The sequence below is a fragment of the Sulfuricurvum sp. genome (assembly GCF_022759005.1).
Lineage (GTDB): Bacteria > Campylobacterota > Campylobacteria > Campylobacterales > Sulfurimonadaceae > Sulfuricurvum.
In genome coordinates this window covers 1-20,144 of record NZ_JAEMQA010000050.1, presented here as the reverse complement: position 1 = coordinate 20,144, position 20,144 = coordinate 1, and the positions used below count along the sequence as shown (strand labels likewise).

The following is a 20,144-nucleotide window of genomic DNA, read 5'->3' as shown; positions in this document are numbered from 1 at the left end:
ATCAAGTGGGTACTTTTAGCTAACTCCCAATGGGGTTATTAGAGGTGCCCTTAAGAAAATATGCTCAACATCATAAATATCCCGTCCCATCCGACGGATGAGATTTCCTGCGTCAATCACGCAATGTTTGGATACACGGATACTTGTCGTTCCCTGCTCGGGTGTTTGCGTTCCGCTCGTCCCCAAAAATTCTATTTCACGGTTTAAAATTGCCATATACACCCTCGCACTTTTTAAAATCACTCCCGATTCTATACGGTACCCTCTTTTAGTTATTTATCCCCTAAATTTAGCACAATCGATCCTTTCGCGTTAAAAAATATTTTTAATAATAGCAGAAAAGTCCTCTTTAAATCTGCAATTGACGTTTGCTTCGATACAATAAAAAAATACTCTACCCTAATACACAAAAGAACATTAATTTATGGCCAAGAAAAAAAACATCCTCTTCGAATGTCAACACTGCGGATTTACGACTCCAAAATGGATGGGAAAATGTACCAACTGCGGTGCATGGGAATCGTTTGTCGAGCTGAATGAACAACAGCAGGAGATCATCAAACTCACCTCTGCATCGTCAGGTTCAGGAGTGACAAAAGCCAAAGAGATCACCCAAATCGTCGAAGAACACACAGAGCGTTTCAGCAGTGACGATGCCGAACTCGATATGGTTCTCGGAGGAGGAGTCGTCCCCGGATCACTTGTCCTCATAGGAGGGAGTCCCGGGGTCGGCAAATCAACCCTCTTGCTCAAAATCGGCTCTAACCTCGCCAAACAAAACCGTAACGTCCTCTATGTATCAGGAGAAGAGAGCGAAGGACAGATCAAACTGCGGGCCAACCGCCTGGGAGCCAATGTTGACAACCTCTATCTCCTCGCCGAAATACGGTTGGAGCAGGTTCTCGCAGAACTGCATGAACGCGCCTATGAGTGCATCATCATCGACTCCATCCAAACCCTCTACTCCGAGACCATCGCCTCCGCACCGGGATCGGTGACGCAGGTACGCCAAATCACCTTTGATTTGATGCGGATCGCCAAAGAGCGGAAAATCGCCATCTTCATCATCGGTCATATCACCAAAGAGGGATCCATCGCCGGTCCGCGTGTATTGGAGCACATGGTAGACGTAGTTCTCTATTTCGAAGGGGATAGCGGACATGAACTCCGAATATTACGCGGATTCAAAAACCGTTTCGGTCCCACCAGCGAGATCGGTGTTTTCGAGATGCGGCATGATGGGCTGGTCTCGGCAAAAGATCTCTCCTCGCGCTTTTTCAACCGTACAAAATCCCAAAGTGGCTCGGCACTCACCGTCATCATGGAAGGAACACGACCGATCGTCCTCGAAGTCCAAGCGCTCGTGAGCGATACCCACGCCCCCAATCCGAAACGTCAAGCGACGGGATTTGAGAACAACCGTCTCAACATGCTTCTTGCCCTGCTGGAGCGCAAACTCGAAATCCCCCTCAACAGCTACGACGTATTCATCAATATCACCGGAGGAATCAAAATTACCGAAACCTCCGCCGATTTGGCGATTCTTGCCGCAATCATCAGCAGTTTTCGCAACCGCGCCATCTCCAAAGAGACGGTTTTTATCGGCGAAGTCTCCCTCGTAGGGGATATTCGAGAGGTGTATCAACTCGATCAACGCCTCAAAGAAGCAGCATCTCAGCAGATCACAAAAGCCCTCATCCCGAAAAAACCGATCGAGAAAACCGCGATAAAATGTTACGAAATTGACGAAGTTAGTAAGCTGTTAGAGTGGTTTTAACCAAAATTTCCGTATAATTACCCATTACAAACGAAGGATATTTTATGCCAGTATGTTCTATTGTAGCTGATCATAAATCCGAAGAGCGATACACAAAGCTCTCACTTGCCTATTCGACTGAAGAAGAACACCAAATGATTGAAGAAGCGATTGCCGAGTACACATCGCTGTGCTCTCTAAAACCGAACATTTACGGCGGTTCGGTCACCGAGGGAAAACGGATGATTACGATCGAATATCACGACGATTGCGATCGAGAAGGGGGCAAAGTATACGATGCCATTATCAAAAAGCTAGGAATTGAAGCGTGCCGTTAAGCAAGAATGCCGCCGATCTAAGCGTCCAGCGCCTAAAAGAGTTTGCCGACGGCAATGAAACGTTTCAACAAACCTATTTTAAAAAACATGAAACCCAGCTCCTAAACCTCGTTAAAGAGGGGCAAAATCCCCGTGCACTTTTCATCGGATGCTCCGATTCTCGGGTTATCCCCGATCTCATTGTCCAATCAAATCCGGGGGATCTGTTTGTCGTCCGCAACGTCGGCAATTTCGTCGCCCCCCATAAACCCGATGAAGATTTTCACTCCACTGCGGCGGGGATCGAGTATGCGGTGTTAGTTTTGGAGGTTTCCGAAATCATCATTTGCGGCCATTCTCACTGCGGTGCGATCGAAGCACTCTACAAATCCTCATGCGATACCTCGATGATCCATACCGCCAAATGGCTGACCCTCGGAGAAAAAGCCAAATCGATGGCAATGGTAGCATTAGGAGAAAACGCTCCGCACAAAGAGTTGCTCCGTGCTACGGAACGGCTCTCTATCGTTACCCAAATCGAAAATCTTCTCACCTATCCGTATGTCAAAAAACTGGTAGAAGAGGAGAAACTCTTTATCCACGGATGGTACTACGATATTGAGACGGGTGCTATCGAGTACTATGATCCCGATACGTATGAGTTCCGCCCTCTAAGTGAGTTGGGGGATTGATTTTCCCCGCTTTACATATCCAAGTACAAAAACAAAGCCGATAAAAAGTAGTTAGCCACAAAAATCGCGACTGCCGAATAAACAACGGCGTAAATCGTCGATTGCCCTACTCCGCGGGCTCCACCGTTCGTGTGGTAGCCGATATAACTTCCGATCGAACTGACGATAAAGCCAAATACCGCCGCTTTAATAACTCCGGTCATAATATCATCAAATTCGCCCAAACGCATCAAAACATCTTGGTAAGCAATCGGATTAATCCCTAAAACACCCGTTGAAATGAGATATGCCGCACTGATCGAGACAAAATCGAACCAAATGACCAACAGCGGTAAGGAGATCACCGTAGCGACAATACGCGGTGTTATCAAATACCCCTTGGAATCAACCCCTAAAATATCGATCGCATCAATCTGCTCACTTACCCGCATCGTCCCCAATTCCGCCGCCATCGCGCTGATAGAGCGTGAAATCAGCATCAGTGAGGCAAAAACAGGACCCAATTCTCGGGTTATCGAATAAAATATTGTGTATCCCGTAAAATTTTCTGCCCCGAATTGATGAAACCCGTTGTACAGTTGAATTGCTTCCACCATACCGGTAAAAAGTGCCGTCAGGGTGATAACTCCCATGCACCCCATCCCTACCGTTTCGATTTGACCCAGTAAAATTTTGGGACGTTTGAGAATGTGAGGATAGAGTCGAAACAGTTTGACTTGAAATAAAATAAAAATTCCGAACCGTTCTACAATCTCATACGATTGGACAAATGGCCGCCCGATATACCCTAAAATTTTCTCTACCATACTTAAATCCTCGTTTTCATACGCTAAGTTTACCAAAATTTACATTAGTGCCGTGGCAAAATTCATCACTTTCACGCTACAATAGAGAACAAACTTTTATTAGGAGCTATGGATGGCTGATAAAGAAAAAGAAGAACACGAAAATAACGAAGAAGAAGGTAAGAAAAAATCGGGGAATATGCTCCTCATTATTATCATTGCCGTACTCGTACTCATTTTGATCATCGGCGGGGTTGTCGGCTTTTTGATGATGAGCAATCACGACGCCGAAGCTGAAGCAGGTAAAAAGGAAAAAACCGAAGTAGCCGCGGAAGCGCATGGGGCTGAAGGTGAAAAAGCCGCTGAAGGTGGAGGTCACGGCGGAGAAGTAGCTTCTACGGAAGTGGGATTGATGTTCCCGTTGGAAACGTTTACCGTCAACCTCCTCTCTGAGAGCGGTCGCCGCTATCTCAAATGCGAAATGGATCTTGAGATGGAAGGAAAAGAGCTCTCTCCAGAGTTGGAAGAGAAAAAACCGGTCTTCCGTGACATTATCATCCGCGTTTTAAGTTCGAAATCGCTCGAAGAGATCTCTACCGTGAAAGGTAAAGAGAAACTCAAAGAGCAAATCGTGAACGAACTTAACATGCGTCTCAAAGACGGCAAAGTAAAAAACGTCTACTTTACCGACTTCGTGGTGCAATGATCGGCATCGACCTCATCAAAACCGACCGGATGAAACGCCTTATGGAGCGTTTCGGCGATCGGGGACTTCAAAAATTTTTATCCGATACTGAGATCACTCTCATCAAAAATTATCGCAACGCGGCAGGCTTTTGGGCGGCCAAAGAGGCGTGCGCCAAGGCACTCGGATGCGGTATCGGCAGCGATTGCGGCTTTCATGACATCACCCTCTCTAAAACCCCCAAAGGCTCACCGATCATCTCCCTCTCCGAGAGTGTAACACAACGCTTTGGAATCACGTCTCTCTCGGTTTCGATCACCCATGACGGTGAGTACGCGATTGCCGTTGTTGCGTTAGAATCCTATCTCTTAATAAGGTAATATGTATGCAAGAACTCATGAGCATTCAAAAATATGCATCCAAACATCATATCAGTACATTTAATGTCATCAAAAAAACGATGAGCGGAGAGTTGCCGACGGTCGTCAAAGAGGAAAACGGCAAAGAGGTAACCTATATTGTCATGAACGGATCAGCGTCTCAGCCACAGCATGAGACTACCGGCAATGAGTACGACATCGATTACAAAAAAGCGTATGAAGATTTGAACAAAGAGTATCTGATCCTCAAAACCAAATACGACAAGCTATTAGCCGCCACACATGGTGAAAACTAAATCACCCTCCCCCGACAAAATCGAGTAGCTCTATCGTATCGCCCTCTTTGAGGAGGGTCTTATCCCATGCATCTTGTTTGATGATCTCCATGTTCAGCGCCGAGGCCATTACACGCTCTTCCACCCCTAATGAGCGAATTAGATCGAGCATACTCGACCCTTCCGCCATCTCTCTCATTTCACCGTTTACTTTTATCTGCATACCCTCTCCTACATCGACATTCGAATTAATTGTGCGATTTGAAAATTTTTCTTGGCGATCGCGAAATCGTACGCGGTTGCACCGTCATTATTTTTGAGGTGGGGATCAGCTTTGGCTTTGAGCAAGAAATCAACCACCGCTTCATTCCCGCTAAACGCCGCTTGATGGAGCGGAGTAACACCGTCTTTGTTCGCAAGATTGACATCGGCACCGTGCGTTACGACAAACGTCACCAACTCCAGATTACGCATCTTGACCGCTAAAATCAAAGGGGTATAGCCGTTAAAATCCTGCGCATTAATATCTGCACCGTTATCGAGCAGCAACTGCGCAATTTTCAGATCACCCATCTTGATCGCCACATGGAGTGCGCTCAATCCCGCCGCGTTTTGCTCATCGACATCATGTTTGGACGCCATATAAGCTTTGATCTTTTCTCCATCCCCCTCATACGCCGCATCGTGTAAAACACCGCCGAAAGCAGATACGACGGCAAACCAGCAGAAAAGAAAAAAACGTATCATTATTATTCCTGAACAAACCGTATCATTTTGAACCGTTCTCCCATCAACGAGGGGGTAATCAAAATTTTCACTTTTTCAAGCTCTTGGGTATAAATCTCATCCCCTGCATGCTCTTTTAGTATCGCCAAGAGGTCTAAAATCCCCATCTCCACCAATGCCACCAGTTGTGTCGCATACTGCACACAGGTGATCCCTTGTGTCTCGTACGCCTCTTTGACATGCTCAAAGTTCACATCGTACGTAATATCGCTTTTGCCGAACGCTTCGGAGCGGTTCAGCGCTTCATCAAACAGAGGAAAGGTTTGGTGGTTTTGATAAACGCGGATCGAAAAATCACTCCGTGCTTCCAACTCCCCGTAATCGAAACTCATAAATTCAAAACGTTTCGAAGAGTGTTTCATCGCCTCGGCAAACGATTCGTATCCTAATGTGATTTCCCCTCGATCTTGCTTATATTTTTCAGCCAATGCCGTAATTTTAGGATCGTCGACATCAAAAATAATTTCATGGTTTTCGACGCGGGCTATCTTCCCTTTGTAAAAAAGTTCACATCCGAATGCGTCAAAAATCTCATTCGCAACAAAAAAGGTAGACGTTTCATTCAGCTCCGCAAGGTCACTATAGTGTTCCAGTACGATCGCATTGCCGAACGACTCGTCAAAATAGCGCTTCTGTGCCGTTCTTAGATTTTCGAACCGTTCTACGATACCGAAACGGAGCGTTTGGAGCAGTTGTGGACGAAGGGTATGGATAAACTCGATAATATCCGCCAACAAGTAGCCATGATGAGCACCGATCTCACAGATCAGCGAATCGGGACGCAAAAATCCCTCATCAAGACGCTTGAGGATATGGTTGGCAATCGCCCCCCCGAAAAATTTAGAGGTGCTCACCGCCGTGTAAAAGTCCCCGCTCTTTCCGATCGGGCGATACGTGGCATAATACCCATCGGCTCCATAAAGCCAATCGTTCATGTAATGACTAAATTGCACGTATTTCCTTAGAGTGTCGCGATCGCTTTTTCAAGACGGACAAACCCCTCATCAATATCGGCTTTGGTAATGGTGAGCGGCGGCAAGAAACGAAGCGTATTACGTCCTGCTTTGAGGACGATCACTCCCGCTTGACGTGCGGCATTGATCACTTTACCCAGCGTATCCGCATCACACACACGAAGTCCGCGCATCATCCCAAGCCCGACGTGTTCTAAAAAAATCGCCGGATGGGATGAAGCAAATTTCGCCAATGCTGTTTCAAAATAGAGAAGATGTTCATCGAGTTCGCCGCTGCCTTTTAGCTCTTCGAGAATATCGAGTACTTCATTTGCCGCTGCGGTTGAGAGATAGTTTCCGCCAAAGGTCGAACCGTGGTCACCCGGAGCAAAAATATCTTTTTTGCCGGTCATCACCACACCGATCGGCACACCGCCGCCCAGCCCTTTTGCCAAGGTGATAACATCGGGTTCAATCTCATAGAGATTGGATGCCAAAAACTCACCCGTGCGATAGATCCCCGTCTGAACTTCGTCCACCATCAGCAAAATATCGCGCGATTTGAGGAGTGCCGCTAATGCTTGCACCTTGGCACGATCTTGGGGCTGAACTCCCCCCTCCCCTTGTACGAGCTCGATCATCACCGCTACCGTATGATCGTCCAACAGCGATTCAATCTCATCGATATTTTTGGCATAGACGAATCCGTCTGGAAACGGACCGAAATAGTTGTGCATCGACTCTTGTCCCGTTGCCTTGAGCGCCGTAATGGTACGTCCGTGGAATGAGTGATCGAGGGTAATAATTTTATAGCGTTTTGGTTGTCCCTCTACCTCTCCGTATTTGCGTGCGATTTTGATCGCCCCCTCGTTCGCTTCGGCACCGCTGTTACCGAAAAAGCATTTCATGTCATAGCCGCTGAGTTCTACGATACGGCGTGCACACTCGGCTTGCGGCTCGATGTAGTAGAGGTTTGAGACATGGATCACTTTGCTTGCTTGATCGCAAATCGCTTTGGTGAGGCGATCATTGGAGTGCCCCACACTGCACACGGCGATCCCTGCGGCAAAATCGACATACTCTTTCCCTTCCGAATCGATCAGCGTCGCATTTTTCCCCGATACGAAACTGACGTTTTGTCGTCCGTAGGTCGGTAATACATAGTTTTCAAAATTTTGTGTCATTGTTTTGTTACCTTTATTTTAATTTCTTGATACACCGCACTCTCCCCTTCATAGCTGAGCAATGAGGGTGTGAGTACATTCACATTAGGGGTCCCCGAATAGATCAAAATACAGTCTCGCCTGAGCCTTGTGTCGTAGTGTGCGATCATATCCACCTTTCCATACGCAGACGAAAGGGTAAGTGTCTCGCCCTCCTCAAATCCGGCTTCAGGATGGAGATACACACCTTCTGGACGTTTGAACTGTGAGTTAAGTGCTTTTGAGTGCTTCGACGTAATGAGATAAAACCCTTCGGTCGTATCATTGCCAAAATCGATTTCCTCCAAAAACTCGAATTCACCGTTTTCAAATCCCTCTTCGTAGGGGATTTTAGGTCGCGAATGACGATACCCTACCCCCGATTCAACATCAATTTGACGCCGAAAAAAATCCAAATAATACTCTTCACTCTCAAACGCGATACCAAACGCATCGCACAAGCGTTTTGTCAATGCGTATTCACTGATACCGATCTCACTCGTACACAGTTGCGGCATCTCTTGAAACGTATAATCACCGTATGAACTGCGAAAATCGCTCTTTTCCAAAAAGCTCTTCGCCGGAATCACCAAATCTGCCGCACGGGAAGTTTCATTCTCGTATAAACCAAAATAGACACTCAGTTCTGAATCTTCAAACGATTTTCTGACTCTATTGCTATCGGGCATCTGCGCCAAAGGATTGGATCCTTGAATAAAAATACAATTATACTTCGAAAAATCAACACTCGGCTTACTCACCCGCTTCGAAATCGTTTTAAAGGGAAGTTCAACCCCTTGCAGAGAGTTTCCTAAATAACTTACCCCGCATCCCTCTTTGCCGAACAGCCCCATAATGGCGCCGAATCCGTCAATCGCACGCACTACGTCCGCACCGTTTCGGTATTTTTGAACACCGACACCGATAAGAATGAGCGTTTTTTTTCCTTTCATCAGTTCCAAAACCGTCCCGATTTCCCCCAAAGAAACATCAATCGCATCGAGTGTCGCTTTTATTCGGAGACCTTGGCTCAATTCATAGAAATCGTTATAACTGCTTGCATGCGCTTCCAAAAACGCTTCATCGTGCAATCCCTCGATTAATGCAAAACGGCTTAACAACAATGCCAACTGCAAATCGCAATGGGGTTTGATCTGAATATGCAAATCCGCTTTTTCGGCTATATACGTTTTCACCGGGTCAATAACAACGATGATCTTCCCTTCTAAGAACGGGAGAAGATGCGAATGGGTCGTATGAAGATTACGCCCCCAGACAATCACAACCTCGCTTTTCTCAATCATTTGCGGTGAGAGAATCTCATTGTTGCCACGTCCGGCAATGATTCCCGCTTCACCCGCTCCGTCACACAAACTTCCCGAAGTCCCAACCGCACCGAATGAGGCAAAAAAATGCTCAACCGAGCGCTGCATCATCCCCACATTTCCGCTTCCTCTATAATAGAGCGTCTCGCTTGGCTTGGTTGTATTCAAGGTATTCGTGAGTATTTCAACAGCGCATTCCATTGAAATCTCTTCCCCTTTATAAGTGGGTACACTTAGACGGATCTGCTCATGAAAATGGTTGAGATTCGGACACAAATACCCTCGTGTAACGGGATGTGTTTTGTCCCCTTTGAGTTTCCCTTTTTCATCCAATACGACACGACAGGCATCGTAACAATCAAGAGGACAGGCTGTGGTTGGATTTATTTCCATCAATTTTCTTTCGTAATTAGCAATTATTGAACATGATTGCCACATTTTACCTATCACACCCTTACGTTTTTAGTAAAAAAAACCCCTGAATTAGATATGATTAAAGAATATAAATATTTCGAGGTCACTATGTCTTTGCTAGAACACGTTGATGCTGCTACCAATCTGGCCAAAAACAATGAAGTTCAACTGTTGGTTTTTAAAATCGATTCCGCAGAAGAATCACCTTATTATGCTATCAATGTTTTTAAAACCCGTGAAGTCGTTGAATCCAAACGCCACCACCTCACCCAAATTCCAGGAGCCCATCCTCTGTTGGAGGGAACCATCGTTTTGCGCGAACTTCAAATCCCTATTTTAAATCTTCCAAAATGGCTCGGTGTAGAGCTCTCAAATGAGAAACGCAAAGCCTCTAATCTTCTCATCTGTGATTTTAACGGCATCATCATCGGAATACGGATTATGTTTGCCTACCGCGTCGTCAAGAAAAACTGGCACGAAATGCACGCGCCGGACAGCTACCGTCTCGGAGATGATGGACTAGTGGTCAACGATACACGTCTCGATGATGGGAGTTTATGTTTGATCCTCGACTACGAAAAACTTTTGGCCGATGTCATCCCGCAAGCGATGGTCAATGTCGATGCGACATCAAAAGCAATCCAAAATCTCGTTATTCCGGATAAGCTCAAAAACGGTGTCGTTCTGATCGCCGAAGATTCCAAAACGGCTCAGCACCATTTACGACAAATTTTCGAACACGCCCATATCGATTATCAGATTTTTAACAATGGACGCGATTTGCTCAATTTCATTGCCAAACACCCTAATCCAGCAGCGATACCAGCCATCGTTACCGATATTGAGATGCCGGAGATGTCAGGGTTTACCGTAATCCAGCGCCTCAAAGCGAATCCGCAAACCAAATCAATCCCGATTATCGTTAACAGCTCAATGACTGGGGATAACAATAAACGCGAAGCGTCCAGCTTGGGAGCAGACGGGTTTATCGACAAAACAAAAAGTGAAAATATTTTGGCTCTTATTGTAGAAAAGATGGGTGCAGAATCAGGAAAGTTACTCCCCCATTAAGGGAGAGTAAGAAGAGAACTTACTCGACTACCGCCAATACTTGGCCTGCTTCGATTTTATCGTTCACTTGAACATTGATAGAAGTCACTTTTCCGTTACGCGGAGCAACAATGTCAATCTCCATTTTCATCGCTTCAAGAATCATAATCTTGTCACCTGCATTCACACTGTCACCAACTGCAGCAACGAGTTTGAATACTGAACCCGGAAGTTCCGCACAGATAGCGTTTGCGTTTACAGCAGGTGCTGCTGCTGGAGCCGCCGCCGCAGGTGTTGCCGGCGCTGCTACTACCGCTGCAGGTGCAGCTTGAACGACGGTTGCGTTTCCGCCTACGATTTGTACGTTATATGATTGTCCGTCTACGATTACTGTGTATGTTCCGTTTGCCATAAGAAGATTCTCCTGTTGTGATTGATTTGATTGATTGTTTTCTGCCGTTTTCGGGCTATTTTTTCGGACATTTACGGTTGCCTCCCCTTTGAGGAATGCAATCCCTTTGACATCGCATGAAGCAGCGATGAAAATATTTTCATCGGTAGCTTCAATCCCTTCGTCATTCAAACGCTTAGTCCAATAGGCGATTGATTTGGTTTCGTCACGATCGGCAATATCGATCGCATTTTCGGTTGTCGGCTCAAGTTTGAGTTGCTCATGAGCGATACGGACGACTTCCGGATCTGGCTCGGTCGGTGTTTTACCGAAGTAACCCAATACCATTTTCCCATAACCCGGTGCGATTTTTTTCCATGGCCCCATCAACGCATTATTAAGGGCTTGTTGGAAGTAAAACTGCGAAACTGGGGTAACAGACGTTCCATATCCCCCTTTCTCAACCACTTCACGCATCGCACGGATAACTTCCGGATAGCGATCAAGCATATTGTTGTCACGCATCATCTGCGTATTCGCAGTCAGTGCTCCCCCCGGCATCGGAGAAAACGGAATCAACGGAGAAACCTGCGTCGCTTCCGGCGGCATAAAGTAGTCGCTCAAACACTCCTGAAGAACATCTTCGTATTTGAGAATTTTTTCGACATCAAGTCCGCCGAGGTCAAAGTTTTTCCCTTTTACCGCGTGAAGCATCGTCAAAATATCCGGTTGTGATGTACCGCCGCTCACCGGAGCCGCCGCCATATCAATACCATCAACCCCTGCATCCAATGCCGCAAGGTAACATCCGACACTCACACCCGCTGTCTCATGGGTATGCAGACGAAGGTGTGTCCCCTCAGGAACCAAACGGCGAGCCATTTGCAGTGTTTCGTACACTTTTTGCGGGCTTGATGTTCCGCTTGCATCCTTGAAACAGATTGAGCTGTACGGAATACCCGAATCCAAAATTTCACGAAGCGTTTTTTCATAAAACGCAACGTCATGCGCTCCGACACACCCTGGAGGAAGATCCATCATGGTTACAACCACTTCGTGCTTCAATCCGTGATGAACGATACGCTCACCCGAATATTTCAAGTTTTCAACATCGTTCAGTGCATCAAAGTTACGGATCGTAGTTGTCCCGTGTTTTTTGAACATTTTGGCATGCAAGTCGACCATTTCTCGACTTCCGGTATCAAGCATAACGGTATTAACACCGCGTGCAAGGGTTTGAAGATTCGCATCCGGACCTACGATAGAGCGGAAACGATCCATCATATCAAATGCATTTTCATTCAAATAGAAAAAAAGGCTTTGGAAACGGGCACCGCCTCCAAATTCAAAATGTCGGATTCCCGCCTCTTTGGCCGCTTCGACTGCAGGGAAGAAATCTTCCATCAACACCCGTCCGCCAAAAACGGATTGAAACCCGTCACGAAACGTAGTGTCCATCACATCGATGTATTTTTTTGCCATGTACGTAATCCCTACTTCTTAGTATTATGACGGTGATGGATTGCCGCTATAACAGCCGCAATTCCTAATAATCCACCGTTTTGTGAATTTTCAAGTTCATGATGATGAAGCGCAGCCGCGATCGCCGCTACTTTTGCTCGCGTATCGTTGTTTTCCAAATCGTGGTGATGCAATGCCGCAGCAATTGCCGCTACTTTCGCACCTTCTGCACGATCATCTGATGACGCAATCGCCGCTTCACTTGCAAAGTTCTGAGATTCCGGGGCATTTTTGGATTGAAACATTGTCAAATAGTTCATTACTTTTTTGAGTAATGCCATTCGATACCCCCTGATTTAGTTTGCACGCGTAATCTTTACACGATGCCCTATTTTAGTATAAAGTTCATTAAAATAGATTTACTGAGCCTTTTTTCAATGAACCTTTTAGTTTCTTTCGTTACAATCCGCCTCACTATTTTATACACAGAGGTATCTTATGGATCTTAGTAAAATCGGTTACGGCGAAAACCCTGATAAAGTTAAAGCGATTATCGAAATCGCATGCGGTTCAAACATTAAATACGAAGTAGAAAAAGAGAGCGGTGCTTTGGTACTTGATCGTGTGATGCACTCGGCGATGTACTATCCTGCAAACTACGGTTTTGTCAACAAAACTCTTTCCCAAGACGGTGATCCAGCCGACATCTTAATCCTTACCGAGTATCCGATGGTTGAGGGGTGTGTAACCAACTGCCGTCTTGTCGGTGTATTGATTATGGAAGATGAAAGCGGTATCGATGAAAAATTGCTTGCCGTTCCGACATCAAAAATTGATCCGACATTCGAAGAGATCCAAGATCTAAACGATATTCCAAAACATACGTTGGCAAAAATCAAAAACTTCTTTGAAACCTATAAAATGCTCGAACCGGGCAAATGGGTAAAAGTAAAAGGGTTTGAAGACAAAGCGGCCGCTACCAAAATCCTTGAAGACGCTATCAAAAACTATAAAGAGTAAGCCAGTATGATCGATTTCGACTCTCCCGATTTTTTTGCCTATGCGATTTTTGGACTGATACTCAATTTTGTATTTTCCATCGCATTTGGACTTTACCTGAGTAAAAATATCGGCGTCGAAGAGATGATGCTTTCAAAAGGAGACCGTGTCCAACCGTGGTGGTTGGGGCTCTCCCTTGCTTTTCCTTACGCTAAAATGATGATTACCCTCTATCGGGTTGCAATATTGCAGCTCTATTTTCTCGATCAAGGGAAAAGCCATAAAGAGTACTGGATTTATCTCACCTCAAACGATGAGCGTCGCTAACACTCATTTCTCCTCTTTTATACACCATTTCCGAATCAAGGTTTCGTGAAGTCCTTGACTCTCTTTTTCAGCACCTGCTTCAGCTCGTTTGAGTTTTGCGTTCCACTCGTTTTGATCAAATGCAGGATCAACCAATGCCAAGCCGTTTCGCAAAAGCATTTCACTGTAGGTTTCGGTACCGTTGGCATATAGGACACACCCTTCGGGAATGGTCTCATAATGATACGATTGCTGTAAAATCAAATGTTCGCGGGCAAATTGTCGTCGATGGGGGTGAGAGGCATAAAATGTTTCTACCGCCTTTTTACACTCCTGAGGCGATGCTCCATTTTGAACCATTTTTTCAAGCGTAACAATACCGAAAGGCTCACATGGAATTACCCGATTTTGATACAGAAGCGTCTGTTTGGCATTGCTTTCAATAGAAGAGAGTAAGCCAATTGTTATTTCAGCATGTAAAGGGGCAATTGCGAGAATGAAAAATAGTAATCGGACAATTTTTGTTTCATTTTTACTCATGTACGTTATTTTTTTCCTTTTTTTTGATACTTTTAGAAAAATTTTTACCCTGAAACTTAAATCAACAGGGATATTTTTAACATTTAAAAACGGTTCACAACCGTATTTTTGCTTAATCTTAATCAAGGGATTCCCGACATGCGGTAGAATACCCCCATTTTCTATTACTTTTTCTTAACTGATTCATTTAAAAAGTTAACACCATTGTTATATCTTTCCCAGTACCCTAAAATTTCACATTCCATTTTTGAGGAGTAAATTTTGAAATTTCTTTCACTCATTTTACTATTTGCAATGTCTCTTTTTGCTGATCCGATGACTAAAAAACAGCTCCATGTTTTACAGACTGTCCGTGATGTTGCGAAATCAATTCCGGATAAAAACGGTAAAACGTATGAAAATACTCTCAGTGCCATCTGTATCACCGAAAGCGATGCCGGTCAATATACGATCGGAGATTTTAAGCACAAAAAATCGTTTACTAAAGCTTCACTTGGTCCCATGCAGATTCAAGTCGCAACCGCACGCCATGTCTCCCAAAATGTAAAAAAACTTTCATGGCTTAATAAACTCAACGACATCCAACTCGCCGCACGCCTTTTGGGGGATGTTAGACTCTCGGCACAAGTCGCAGCGCATTACATCGTTTTGCTTCAAAATCAACGCTTGGATCACTTTTGTGCCATCAGCGGATACAACGGCGGAACCGCCAACTATACCTACTATAATCGCGTCATGAAAAATATGGACGTAGTTAACCACCTCGTTTCCGCAGGAAAGCTGTCATAATTTTCAGCTATAATGCTCCCATACAAAAATAAGGAGGCTATTATGGATGATGAAAAACTCAAAGTCATTTTAGCGCTATTAAGTGGCGTTATTTTTAGCTTAGTTTTTATCCTCTTAGCTTTTATCCTCCCTCTGAATCCGCCGAAGGTTCCACCAAAAACGATGGATTCCGAGCTTCAAAAGCTCTCAAAAATGTATAAAGACAGCCAGCTAAGACCGCCTCCAGAGCAGCAACCCAAGCAAGTAAAACCAAAAGAAGAGTAACCTTTTGAAAATTGCCGTATCCGCGTCCACAAATTTATGCCCCAAGCCAAAGACGAAAAACTCTACCGTGAACTCGAAAATGTCGTTCATGTAATGGAGAGCACCACCCATGAATGCGACCGATCGTCAACCAAAAGAGAGTTCCCAAAAACGCTAGCCTATTTCAAATCCTTCTAATGTCTGTTACTCAATTGCCCATACTAAATAACGGGTATCACTTAACTTCTCTTCGGATCATTAAATTAATAGGAAATGTGATAAGATTTTAAAAATCCGAAGAATAGGGAGATTCAGTGATAAGTTTAGCCACCATCAAAGGGAAACTGATCGCATTAATGGCTATCAGCTTTATGACATTCGTCATGTTAGGATATTTGGCTTATTCCAACAATAGAGATGCGGCCAGAACAGCCGAACGTATGGTTTTGTTAGGGGATATTCGAGCGCATACCAACGGTGCAATGATGGAGCTTAGAGGATATCAGCTCCTCTTTACCCAAGAGAAATTGGATGAATATAATACACGGGTTGAAAAATTAGCTAAAGCTATTGATTCCCTTGCAGCTACGACACGATCCCAGGAGAATAAAGATCGTCTTGCCCAGATGAAATTGAATCTTGATGCATGGGAAAATATGAACAAACCTCGTCTTGAAATCCTTTCTAAGTACAAAGAAAAAACGCTTCACGAGGATTTTGCCGAGACATCGGATGGAAAACTATTGGCTAAAATTACCAAAGAATCTGCCGCTATTCATAAAAAAATTATTAAAGATGAACTCGATTTGGTAAAAACGATGGAGCAAAAAGACCTCGCTAGATTAAATTCCAATGCAACGACCATGGAAGTCATTGTAGTCCTGAGCATTATCGTGATGATGGGAACTTTCTATTTCATTATCCAAACTATCACACGCTCTATCGGACGTTTGGAAGATACCATTCGTATCGTTGCGCAAAACCGAGACTTCACCCACACCACAAAAATCGAAGGGAACGATGAACTCGCCCAAATGAGCCGCAACATGAATGACCTCGTTAATACTCTACGCCAAGCGTTCCAAGGGATCCGCTCCGCATCTGCCGAGAATCTCTCTGTTTCCACTGAGTTATCCGCGACAACCCTCTCTATCGGAAGAGCCGCTGAAGAAGAGGCAAAAATCGTCACACAAACAACACTCGAATCCGATCAGATGAAAGAGGCGATGAAAGCCTCTGCGCTCGAAGCGCAAAGTGTACGCAATAAAGCTCTCAGTGCCCGTGAAAATCTCCAAGAGGCACAATCGGCACTCCACAATACGATCGAACAGCTCTCTATTACGGTACAGATGGAAGGGGAGATCAACGATCGTCTCAACTCCCTCTCCCAAGAGGCGTCACAAGTGAAACAAGTCCTCACGGTAATCGCCGACATTGCCGATCAAACGAATCTTCTTGCCCTTAATGCAGCGATCGAAGCGGCGCGCGCGGGTGAACACGGTCGCGGATTTGCAGTTGTTGCGGATGAAGTACGCAAACTTGCAGAACGAACTCAAAAAAGTCTTGTAGAGACCAATGCGACAGTCAATGTCATCGTTCAGTCAATCAACGACATTACCGATCAGATGAACCATAACACAGCGCGAATCGAAAGTCTAGTACAAGCTTCCGCGGAAGTGGATAGCCATACCGAAACGGCGGTAAACGCATTGGCGGATACAGTCAATGCTATCGAAAAACTTTCCAATGATACCCAAGCCAATGCGACAACGACCGAATCGATCATTCATAAAATTGGAAATATCAACGAACTCTCAACCTCTAATGCACGAAGTGTCGAAGAGATCGCCGCTGCCGCTGAGCATTTACACCAAATGACGGAACAACTCACCGCTCAAATCGCCGTATTTAGAACATAAACCTCTTTTTCCCCTTTGGGGAAATTCTCATTTTCCAAGATAAATTCATTCATTAAATGCTACATTTTTCCAATTTAATACGTAAATATATACAATTTAACAATTTTAATATCGGCGACTACTATCACGACGCGATGATTCATGCCGTCCGCCCTCACGTTTTTGAGCCGGCTTAGAACTCCGATTTCCTCCGCCTGATCCGCCACGGTTTCCACCGCTACCGCCACCGCGACCACGTTGAATCGGTTCGGCTTTGATGGACGGATCGGGTTCATACCCTTCTATAATTCGACTATCGAGTTTTTTATTAATCAGTTTTTCGATCCCTTTGAGATAGTCGGCTTCATCGACACACACCAGCGATAGAGCTTCCCCCTCGCATCCGGCACGTCCTGTCCGCCCGATTCGGTGAACATAATCCTCGGCAATGTTCGGAAGTTCGAAATTGACCACATGCGGCAAGGCATCGATGTCGATCCCGCGCGCGGCGATATCGGTTGCAACCAATACCCGAATTGTCCTTTTTTTGAAATCATCGAGGGCTTTGGTACGGGCGCTTTGACTTTTGTTTCCGTGGATCGCCGCTGCGGTAATTCCGATTTTTTGAAAATACTCACTCAGTTTATTCGCCCCGTGTTTGGTACGGGTAAAGACGAGTACCTGTTCCCATTTGTTTTTGCTGATCAGTTCGCCCAACAAAGCACTTTTTCGTTTGCAATCAACCAAGATAACGCTTTGCTTCACCAATTCGCTGGAGGTATTGCGGCGTGCCACTTCGACCTCTGCAGGAGTATGGAGCAATGTATTGGCAAGAGTTTTGATCTCATCGGAATAAGTCGCCGAGAACATGAGGTTTTGACGCCCTTTTGGCAAGATAGAAATCACACGGCGAATATCGCGAATAAATCCCATATCGAGCATTCGATCGGCTTCATCCAATACGAATACCTCGACACCACTCAAATCAACCGTCCCCTGCCCTATGTGATCCAACAATCTCCCCGGAGTGGCGATGAGGATATCGATCCCGTTTCGAAGCATCGTGATTTGGGGAGTAATCCCTACTCCGCCGAAAATAACAGCGCTTTTGAGGGGAAGATATTTGCCGTAAAGCTTAACGCTCTCTCCCACCTGAGCCGCCAATTCACGCGTAGGGGTGAGGATCAGGGCACGGATTTTTCGGTGAGGCTTGCTGGTTTTTTTATCACTCAGAATTTGAAGAAGCGGTAGCGTAAATCCGGCCGTTTTCCCCGTACCGGTTTGGGCACCCGCAAGCATATCGCGCCCTTCCAAGATATAAGGGATGGCTTGAGCTTGGACGGGTGTTGGCGTTGTGTAGCCTTGATCATTGATTGCTTTGAGCAATGACGTATTGAGGTTTAAATCGGAGAATGTCATAAAAAGAGTCCTTTGGTGGTTCTGCCCAACCAAAGTCGCAACTGAGGACGGTTTTAGGCAAATGGAAAAAAATTTGGGTGAAAGTGCAGTTAAGGGCAAGTTCGTGTAGTCGCGCCAACCGTAGGCGCAAATAAGTACGCTATTATAGCATACCAATGATAAACACCCTTATGCCACAAAAACTGCATGTTTTATCTCCTACACTGTGAAACGCATGACCTATTCACATCTCAACCAAATAAAATTATTCTATGTTATCATTTTCCCCATGATACACTTAACTCCGGAAGCGCGGCTCAATATTATCCTCCCCAACACGAATAAAGCCCTTGCCGATGCAATCAAAAATGCCACCCCAGAACAGCTTGAAACCCTCAAAGAGGGAAAAGACATCAAATCGCTCCTCACTTCCGTTTTTCAGGATAAAACCACCGCTTCCAAATCGGATCAAACACTGCTCGATCTGCTCAAAAACTCCTCTGCATTTAAAAATATGGGTAGTTTCACCGATACGTTTCAATCGCTTCTCAAAGAGATGAAAACATCCCCTGACATGGCTCAAAATAGGACCGTATTAGAAAAATTTCTCAAAAACGTTACCGCCATTGATCCCCAAAATCTCAAAACTCAGATTGCATCGAGCGGTGTGTTAATGGAGTCCAAAATTGCCGCCGCCCTCAACAAAGTACCTGATCTGATACACAATCTCGAAACACTCAAATCGCTCCTCACCAAAATACCGACCAACGAAGCCAAAGCACTCCACACCAATGTCGCCGCTTTACTCTCCAATCCCACTTTGCCTACAGCGAGCACGAATCCGCAAAGCGCTCTCCAGCTCACCAATGGGATCAAAAAAATCACCGAGACCATTCAATCGCTCATCGCCAAAACCGATCCCCTATATTCCAAAGAGGTTGCCGTATTGGCCGCAAAACTCGATCAACTCTCCACACTCCCCGAAATTAAAACCATACTGCCAGAGATCAAAACCACGTTGTCCGAATTGTATGGAACACTCCTCTCCAGCAAAGCCCCCAAGACCAATGCACTGCTTGATTCGATCGAAAAACTGCTCAAAAACCTCAACACATCCCCCCTCAAAGAGGTAAAAACACTCACAACCCAGCTCAATACAGCCATCGATCAAAATGATGTGAGCAAAGAACTCACGGCTATCAAAGCCAAATTAGGAGAATTCACCCATCCTAAAGAGTTGCTTACCGAGACTTTTCTCAAAGAATCGATGGCAGAAGATCTCAAATCCAATCTCCTCTCTCTGCATGAAGAGCTGAGTCGATCTACCGATCCCGCCGCCCCGAAACTGCTGGAACAGACCGATAAACTCCTCACCCAAATCGACTACCATCAAATGCTCTCCCATCTCAGCTCCTCAACCTCGATCTATTTTCCCTTTGCATGGGATCAACTGGAAGGGGGATCATTAGTGTTCAAAAAAAGCAACGAGAAGAAGTTTT

25 protein-coding genes are annotated in these 20,144 nt (G+C 45.3%); 14 read left to right on the top strand and 11 right to left on the bottom strand.

Annotation, left to right across the window (positions count from 1 at the left end; all coding sequences use genetic code 11):
- Positions 1 to 15 precede the first annotated feature (15 nt).
- Entirely contained in the window at positions 16 to 216 is a 201-nt protein-coding gene (locus JHC35_RS03105) for a hypothetical protein (protein WP_295041919.1), read from the bottom strand.
- A 208-nt stretch (positions 217 to 424) separates the two neighbouring features.
- On the opposite strand from JHC35_RS03105, the gene radA reads away from it, so the two are divergent.
- Genes radA through JHC35_RS03090 form a run of 3 tightly spaced genes read left to right on the top strand, consistent with a single transcriptional unit; the run spans position 425 to position 2,765 of the window.
- Complete coding sequence (gene radA, locus JHC35_RS03100) at positions 425 to 1,777, top strand: DNA repair protein RadA (protein ID WP_295041918.1); 1,353 nt, start codon at positions 425 to 427, stop codon at positions 1,775 to 1,777.
- 44 nt (positions 1,778 to 1,821) lie between these two features.
- Positions 1,822 to 2,094, top strand: coding sequence for a hypothetical protein (locus JHC35_RS03095; protein WP_295041917.1), 273 nt, complete (start codon positions 1,822 to 1,824; stop codon positions 2,092 to 2,094).
- Positions 2,085 to 2,765: a carbonic anhydrase gene (locus JHC35_RS03090; RefSeq protein ID WP_295041916.1), complete on the top strand. Its 681-nt coding sequence runs from the start codon at positions 2,085 to 2,087 to the stop codon at positions 2,763 to 2,765. The genes JHC35_RS03095 and JHC35_RS03090 overlap by 10 nt, the downstream gene beginning before the upstream one ends.
- 11 nt (positions 2,766 to 2,776) lie before the next feature.
- On the opposite strand, the gene JHC35_RS03085 is transcribed toward JHC35_RS03090, so the two are convergent.
- On the bottom strand, positions 2,777 to 3,571 hold the full coding sequence (locus tag JHC35_RS03085) for an ABC transporter permease (RefSeq protein ID WP_295041915.1): 795 nt from the start codon (positions 3,569 to 3,571) through the stop codon (positions 2,777 to 2,779).
- A 112-nt stretch (positions 3,572 to 3,683) separates the two neighbouring features.
- Here JHC35_RS03085 and fliL point away from each other — a divergent pair, with 112 nt between their 5' ends.
- From fliL to JHC35_RS03070, 3 genes are read left to right on the top strand one after another with little or no spacing between them, the layout of a single operon-like run.
- Complete coding sequence (gene fliL, locus JHC35_RS03080; protein WP_295041914.1) at positions 3,684 to 4,256, top strand: flagellar basal body-associated protein FliL; 573 nt, start codon at positions 3,684 to 3,686, stop codon at positions 4,254 to 4,256.
- Positions 4,253 to 4,615: a holo-ACP synthase gene (acpS, locus tag JHC35_RS03075; protein ID WP_295041913.1), complete on the top strand. Its 363-nt coding sequence runs from the start codon at positions 4,253 to 4,255 to the stop codon at positions 4,613 to 4,615. Before fliL ends, acpS begins: the two co-directional genes overlap by 4 nt.
- 5 nt (positions 4,616 to 4,620) lie before the next feature.
- Positions 4,621 to 4,911 (top strand): hypothetical protein, encoded by a 291-nt coding sequence (locus tag JHC35_RS03070; protein ID WP_295041912.1) that lies wholly within the window; start codon positions 4,621 to 4,623, stop codon positions 4,909 to 4,911.
- A gap of 1 nt (position 4,912) precedes the next feature.
- Here JHC35_RS03070 and thiS read toward each other — a convergent pair whose 3' ends face one another.
- The 5 genes from thiS to JHC35_RS03045 are packed head-to-tail and all read right to left on the bottom strand — an operon-like array spanning position 4,913 to position 9,549.
- A complete protein-coding gene (thiS, locus tag JHC35_RS03065; protein ID WP_295041911.1) occupies positions 4,913 to 5,113 on the bottom strand; it encodes a sulfur carrier protein ThiS in 201 nt (66 codons plus the stop codon).
- Positions 5,114 to 5,121: 8 nt separating this feature from the next.
- Positions 5,122 to 5,637 (bottom strand): ankyrin repeat domain-containing protein, encoded by a 516-nt coding sequence (locus JHC35_RS03060; RefSeq protein WP_295041910.1) that lies wholly within the window; start codon positions 5,635 to 5,637, stop codon positions 5,122 to 5,124.
- 2 nt (positions 5,638 to 5,639) lie between these two features.
- Positions 5,640 to 6,629, bottom strand: coding sequence for an SAM-dependent methyltransferase (locus tag JHC35_RS03055; RefSeq protein WP_295041909.1), 990 nt, complete (start codon positions 6,627 to 6,629; stop codon positions 5,640 to 5,642).
- A gap of 8 nt (positions 6,630 to 6,637) precedes the next feature.
- Entirely contained in the window at positions 6,638 to 7,813 is a 1,176-nt protein-coding gene (locus JHC35_RS03050) for an aspartate aminotransferase family protein (protein WP_295041908.1), read from the bottom strand.
- A complete protein-coding gene (locus JHC35_RS03045; protein WP_295041907.1) occupies positions 7,810 to 9,549 on the bottom strand; it encodes a molybdopterin-dependent oxidoreductase in 1,740 nt (579 codons plus the stop codon). Before JHC35_RS03045 ends, JHC35_RS03050 begins: the two co-directional genes overlap by 4 nt.
- 96 nt (positions 9,550 to 9,645) lie before the next feature.
- Here JHC35_RS03045 and JHC35_RS03040 point away from each other — a divergent pair, with 96 nt between their 5' ends.
- Positions 9,646 to 10,641 (top strand): chemotaxis protein, encoded by a 996-nt coding sequence (locus JHC35_RS03040; RefSeq protein ID WP_295041906.1) that lies wholly within the window; start codon positions 9,646 to 9,648, stop codon positions 10,639 to 10,641.
- 19 nt (positions 10,642 to 10,660) lie between these two features.
- On the opposite strand, the gene JHC35_RS03035 is transcribed toward JHC35_RS03040, so the two are convergent.
- Both JHC35_RS03035 and JHC35_RS03030 read right to left on the bottom strand, forming a co-directional pair.
- Positions 10,661 to 12,493 (bottom strand): biotin/lipoyl-containing protein, encoded by a 1,833-nt coding sequence (locus JHC35_RS03035; RefSeq protein ID WP_295041905.1) that lies wholly within the window; start codon positions 12,491 to 12,493, stop codon positions 10,661 to 10,663.
- An 11-nt stretch (positions 12,494 to 12,504) separates the two neighbouring features.
- The gene (locus tag JHC35_RS03030; RefSeq protein ID WP_295041904.1) at positions 12,505 to 12,813 is read right to left on the bottom strand and encodes a hypothetical protein; all 309 of its coding nucleotides are present in this window, start codon (positions 12,811 to 12,813) and stop codon (positions 12,505 to 12,507) included.
- Between the two features lie 157 nt (positions 12,814 to 12,970).
- On the opposite strand from JHC35_RS03030, the gene ppa reads away from it, so the two are divergent.
- Both ppa and JHC35_RS03020 read left to right on the top strand, forming a co-directional pair.
- Positions 12,971 to 13,492, top strand: coding sequence for an inorganic diphosphatase (gene ppa / locus JHC35_RS03025; protein WP_295041903.1), 522 nt, complete (start codon positions 12,971 to 12,973; stop codon positions 13,490 to 13,492).
- A gap of 6 nt (positions 13,493 to 13,498) precedes the next feature.
- Positions 13,499 to 13,798 (top strand): hypothetical protein, encoded by a 300-nt coding sequence (locus JHC35_RS03020; protein WP_295041902.1) that lies wholly within the window; start codon positions 13,499 to 13,501, stop codon positions 13,796 to 13,798.
- 3 nt (positions 13,799 to 13,801) lie between these two features.
- Here the strand turns inward: JHC35_RS03020 and JHC35_RS03015 are convergent, their stop codons facing one another.
- A complete protein-coding gene (locus JHC35_RS03015; RefSeq protein ID WP_295041901.1) occupies positions 13,802 to 14,317 on the bottom strand; it encodes a hypothetical protein in 516 nt (171 codons plus the stop codon).
- Between the two features lie 261 nt (positions 14,318 to 14,578).
- Between JHC35_RS03015 and JHC35_RS03010 the strand changes: the two genes are divergently transcribed.
- The 4 genes from JHC35_RS03010 (at position 14,579) to JHC35_RS02995 (ending at position 17,268) form a co-directional block, all read left to right on the top strand.
- Positions 14,579 to 15,106, top strand: a complete 528-nt coding sequence (locus JHC35_RS03010; protein ID WP_295041900.1) for a transglycosylase SLT domain-containing protein — start codon at positions 14,579 to 14,581, stop codon at positions 15,104 to 15,106.
- Between the two features lie 42 nt (positions 15,107 to 15,148).
- A complete protein-coding gene (locus tag JHC35_RS03005) occupies positions 15,149 to 15,370 on the top strand; it encodes a hypothetical protein (protein WP_295041899.1) in 222 nt (73 codons plus the stop codon).
- A 36-nt stretch (positions 15,371 to 15,406) separates the two neighbouring features.
- Positions 15,407 to 15,547, top strand: coding sequence for a hypothetical protein (locus tag JHC35_RS03000; RefSeq protein ID WP_295041898.1), 141 nt, complete (start codon positions 15,407 to 15,409; stop codon positions 15,545 to 15,547).
- Between the two features lie 116 nt (positions 15,548 to 15,663).
- Positions 15,664 to 17,268: a methyl-accepting chemotaxis protein gene (locus tag JHC35_RS02995; RefSeq protein WP_295041897.1), complete on the top strand. Its 1,605-nt coding sequence runs from the start codon at positions 15,664 to 15,666 to the stop codon at positions 17,266 to 17,268.
- Positions 17,269 to 17,373: 105 nt separating this feature from the next.
- Here the strand turns inward: JHC35_RS02995 and JHC35_RS02990 are convergent, their stop codons facing one another.
- Entirely contained in the window at positions 17,374 to 18,666 is a 1,293-nt protein-coding gene (locus JHC35_RS02990) for a DEAD/DEAH box helicase (protein WP_295041896.1), read from the bottom strand.
- Positions 18,667 to 18,934: 268 nt separating this feature from the next.
- On the opposite strand from JHC35_RS02990, the gene JHC35_RS02985 reads away from it, so the two are divergent.
- On the top strand, positions 18,935 to 20,144 hold a 1,210-nt coding region (locus JHC35_RS02985), incomplete at its 3' end, for a hypothetical protein (RefSeq protein WP_295041895.1).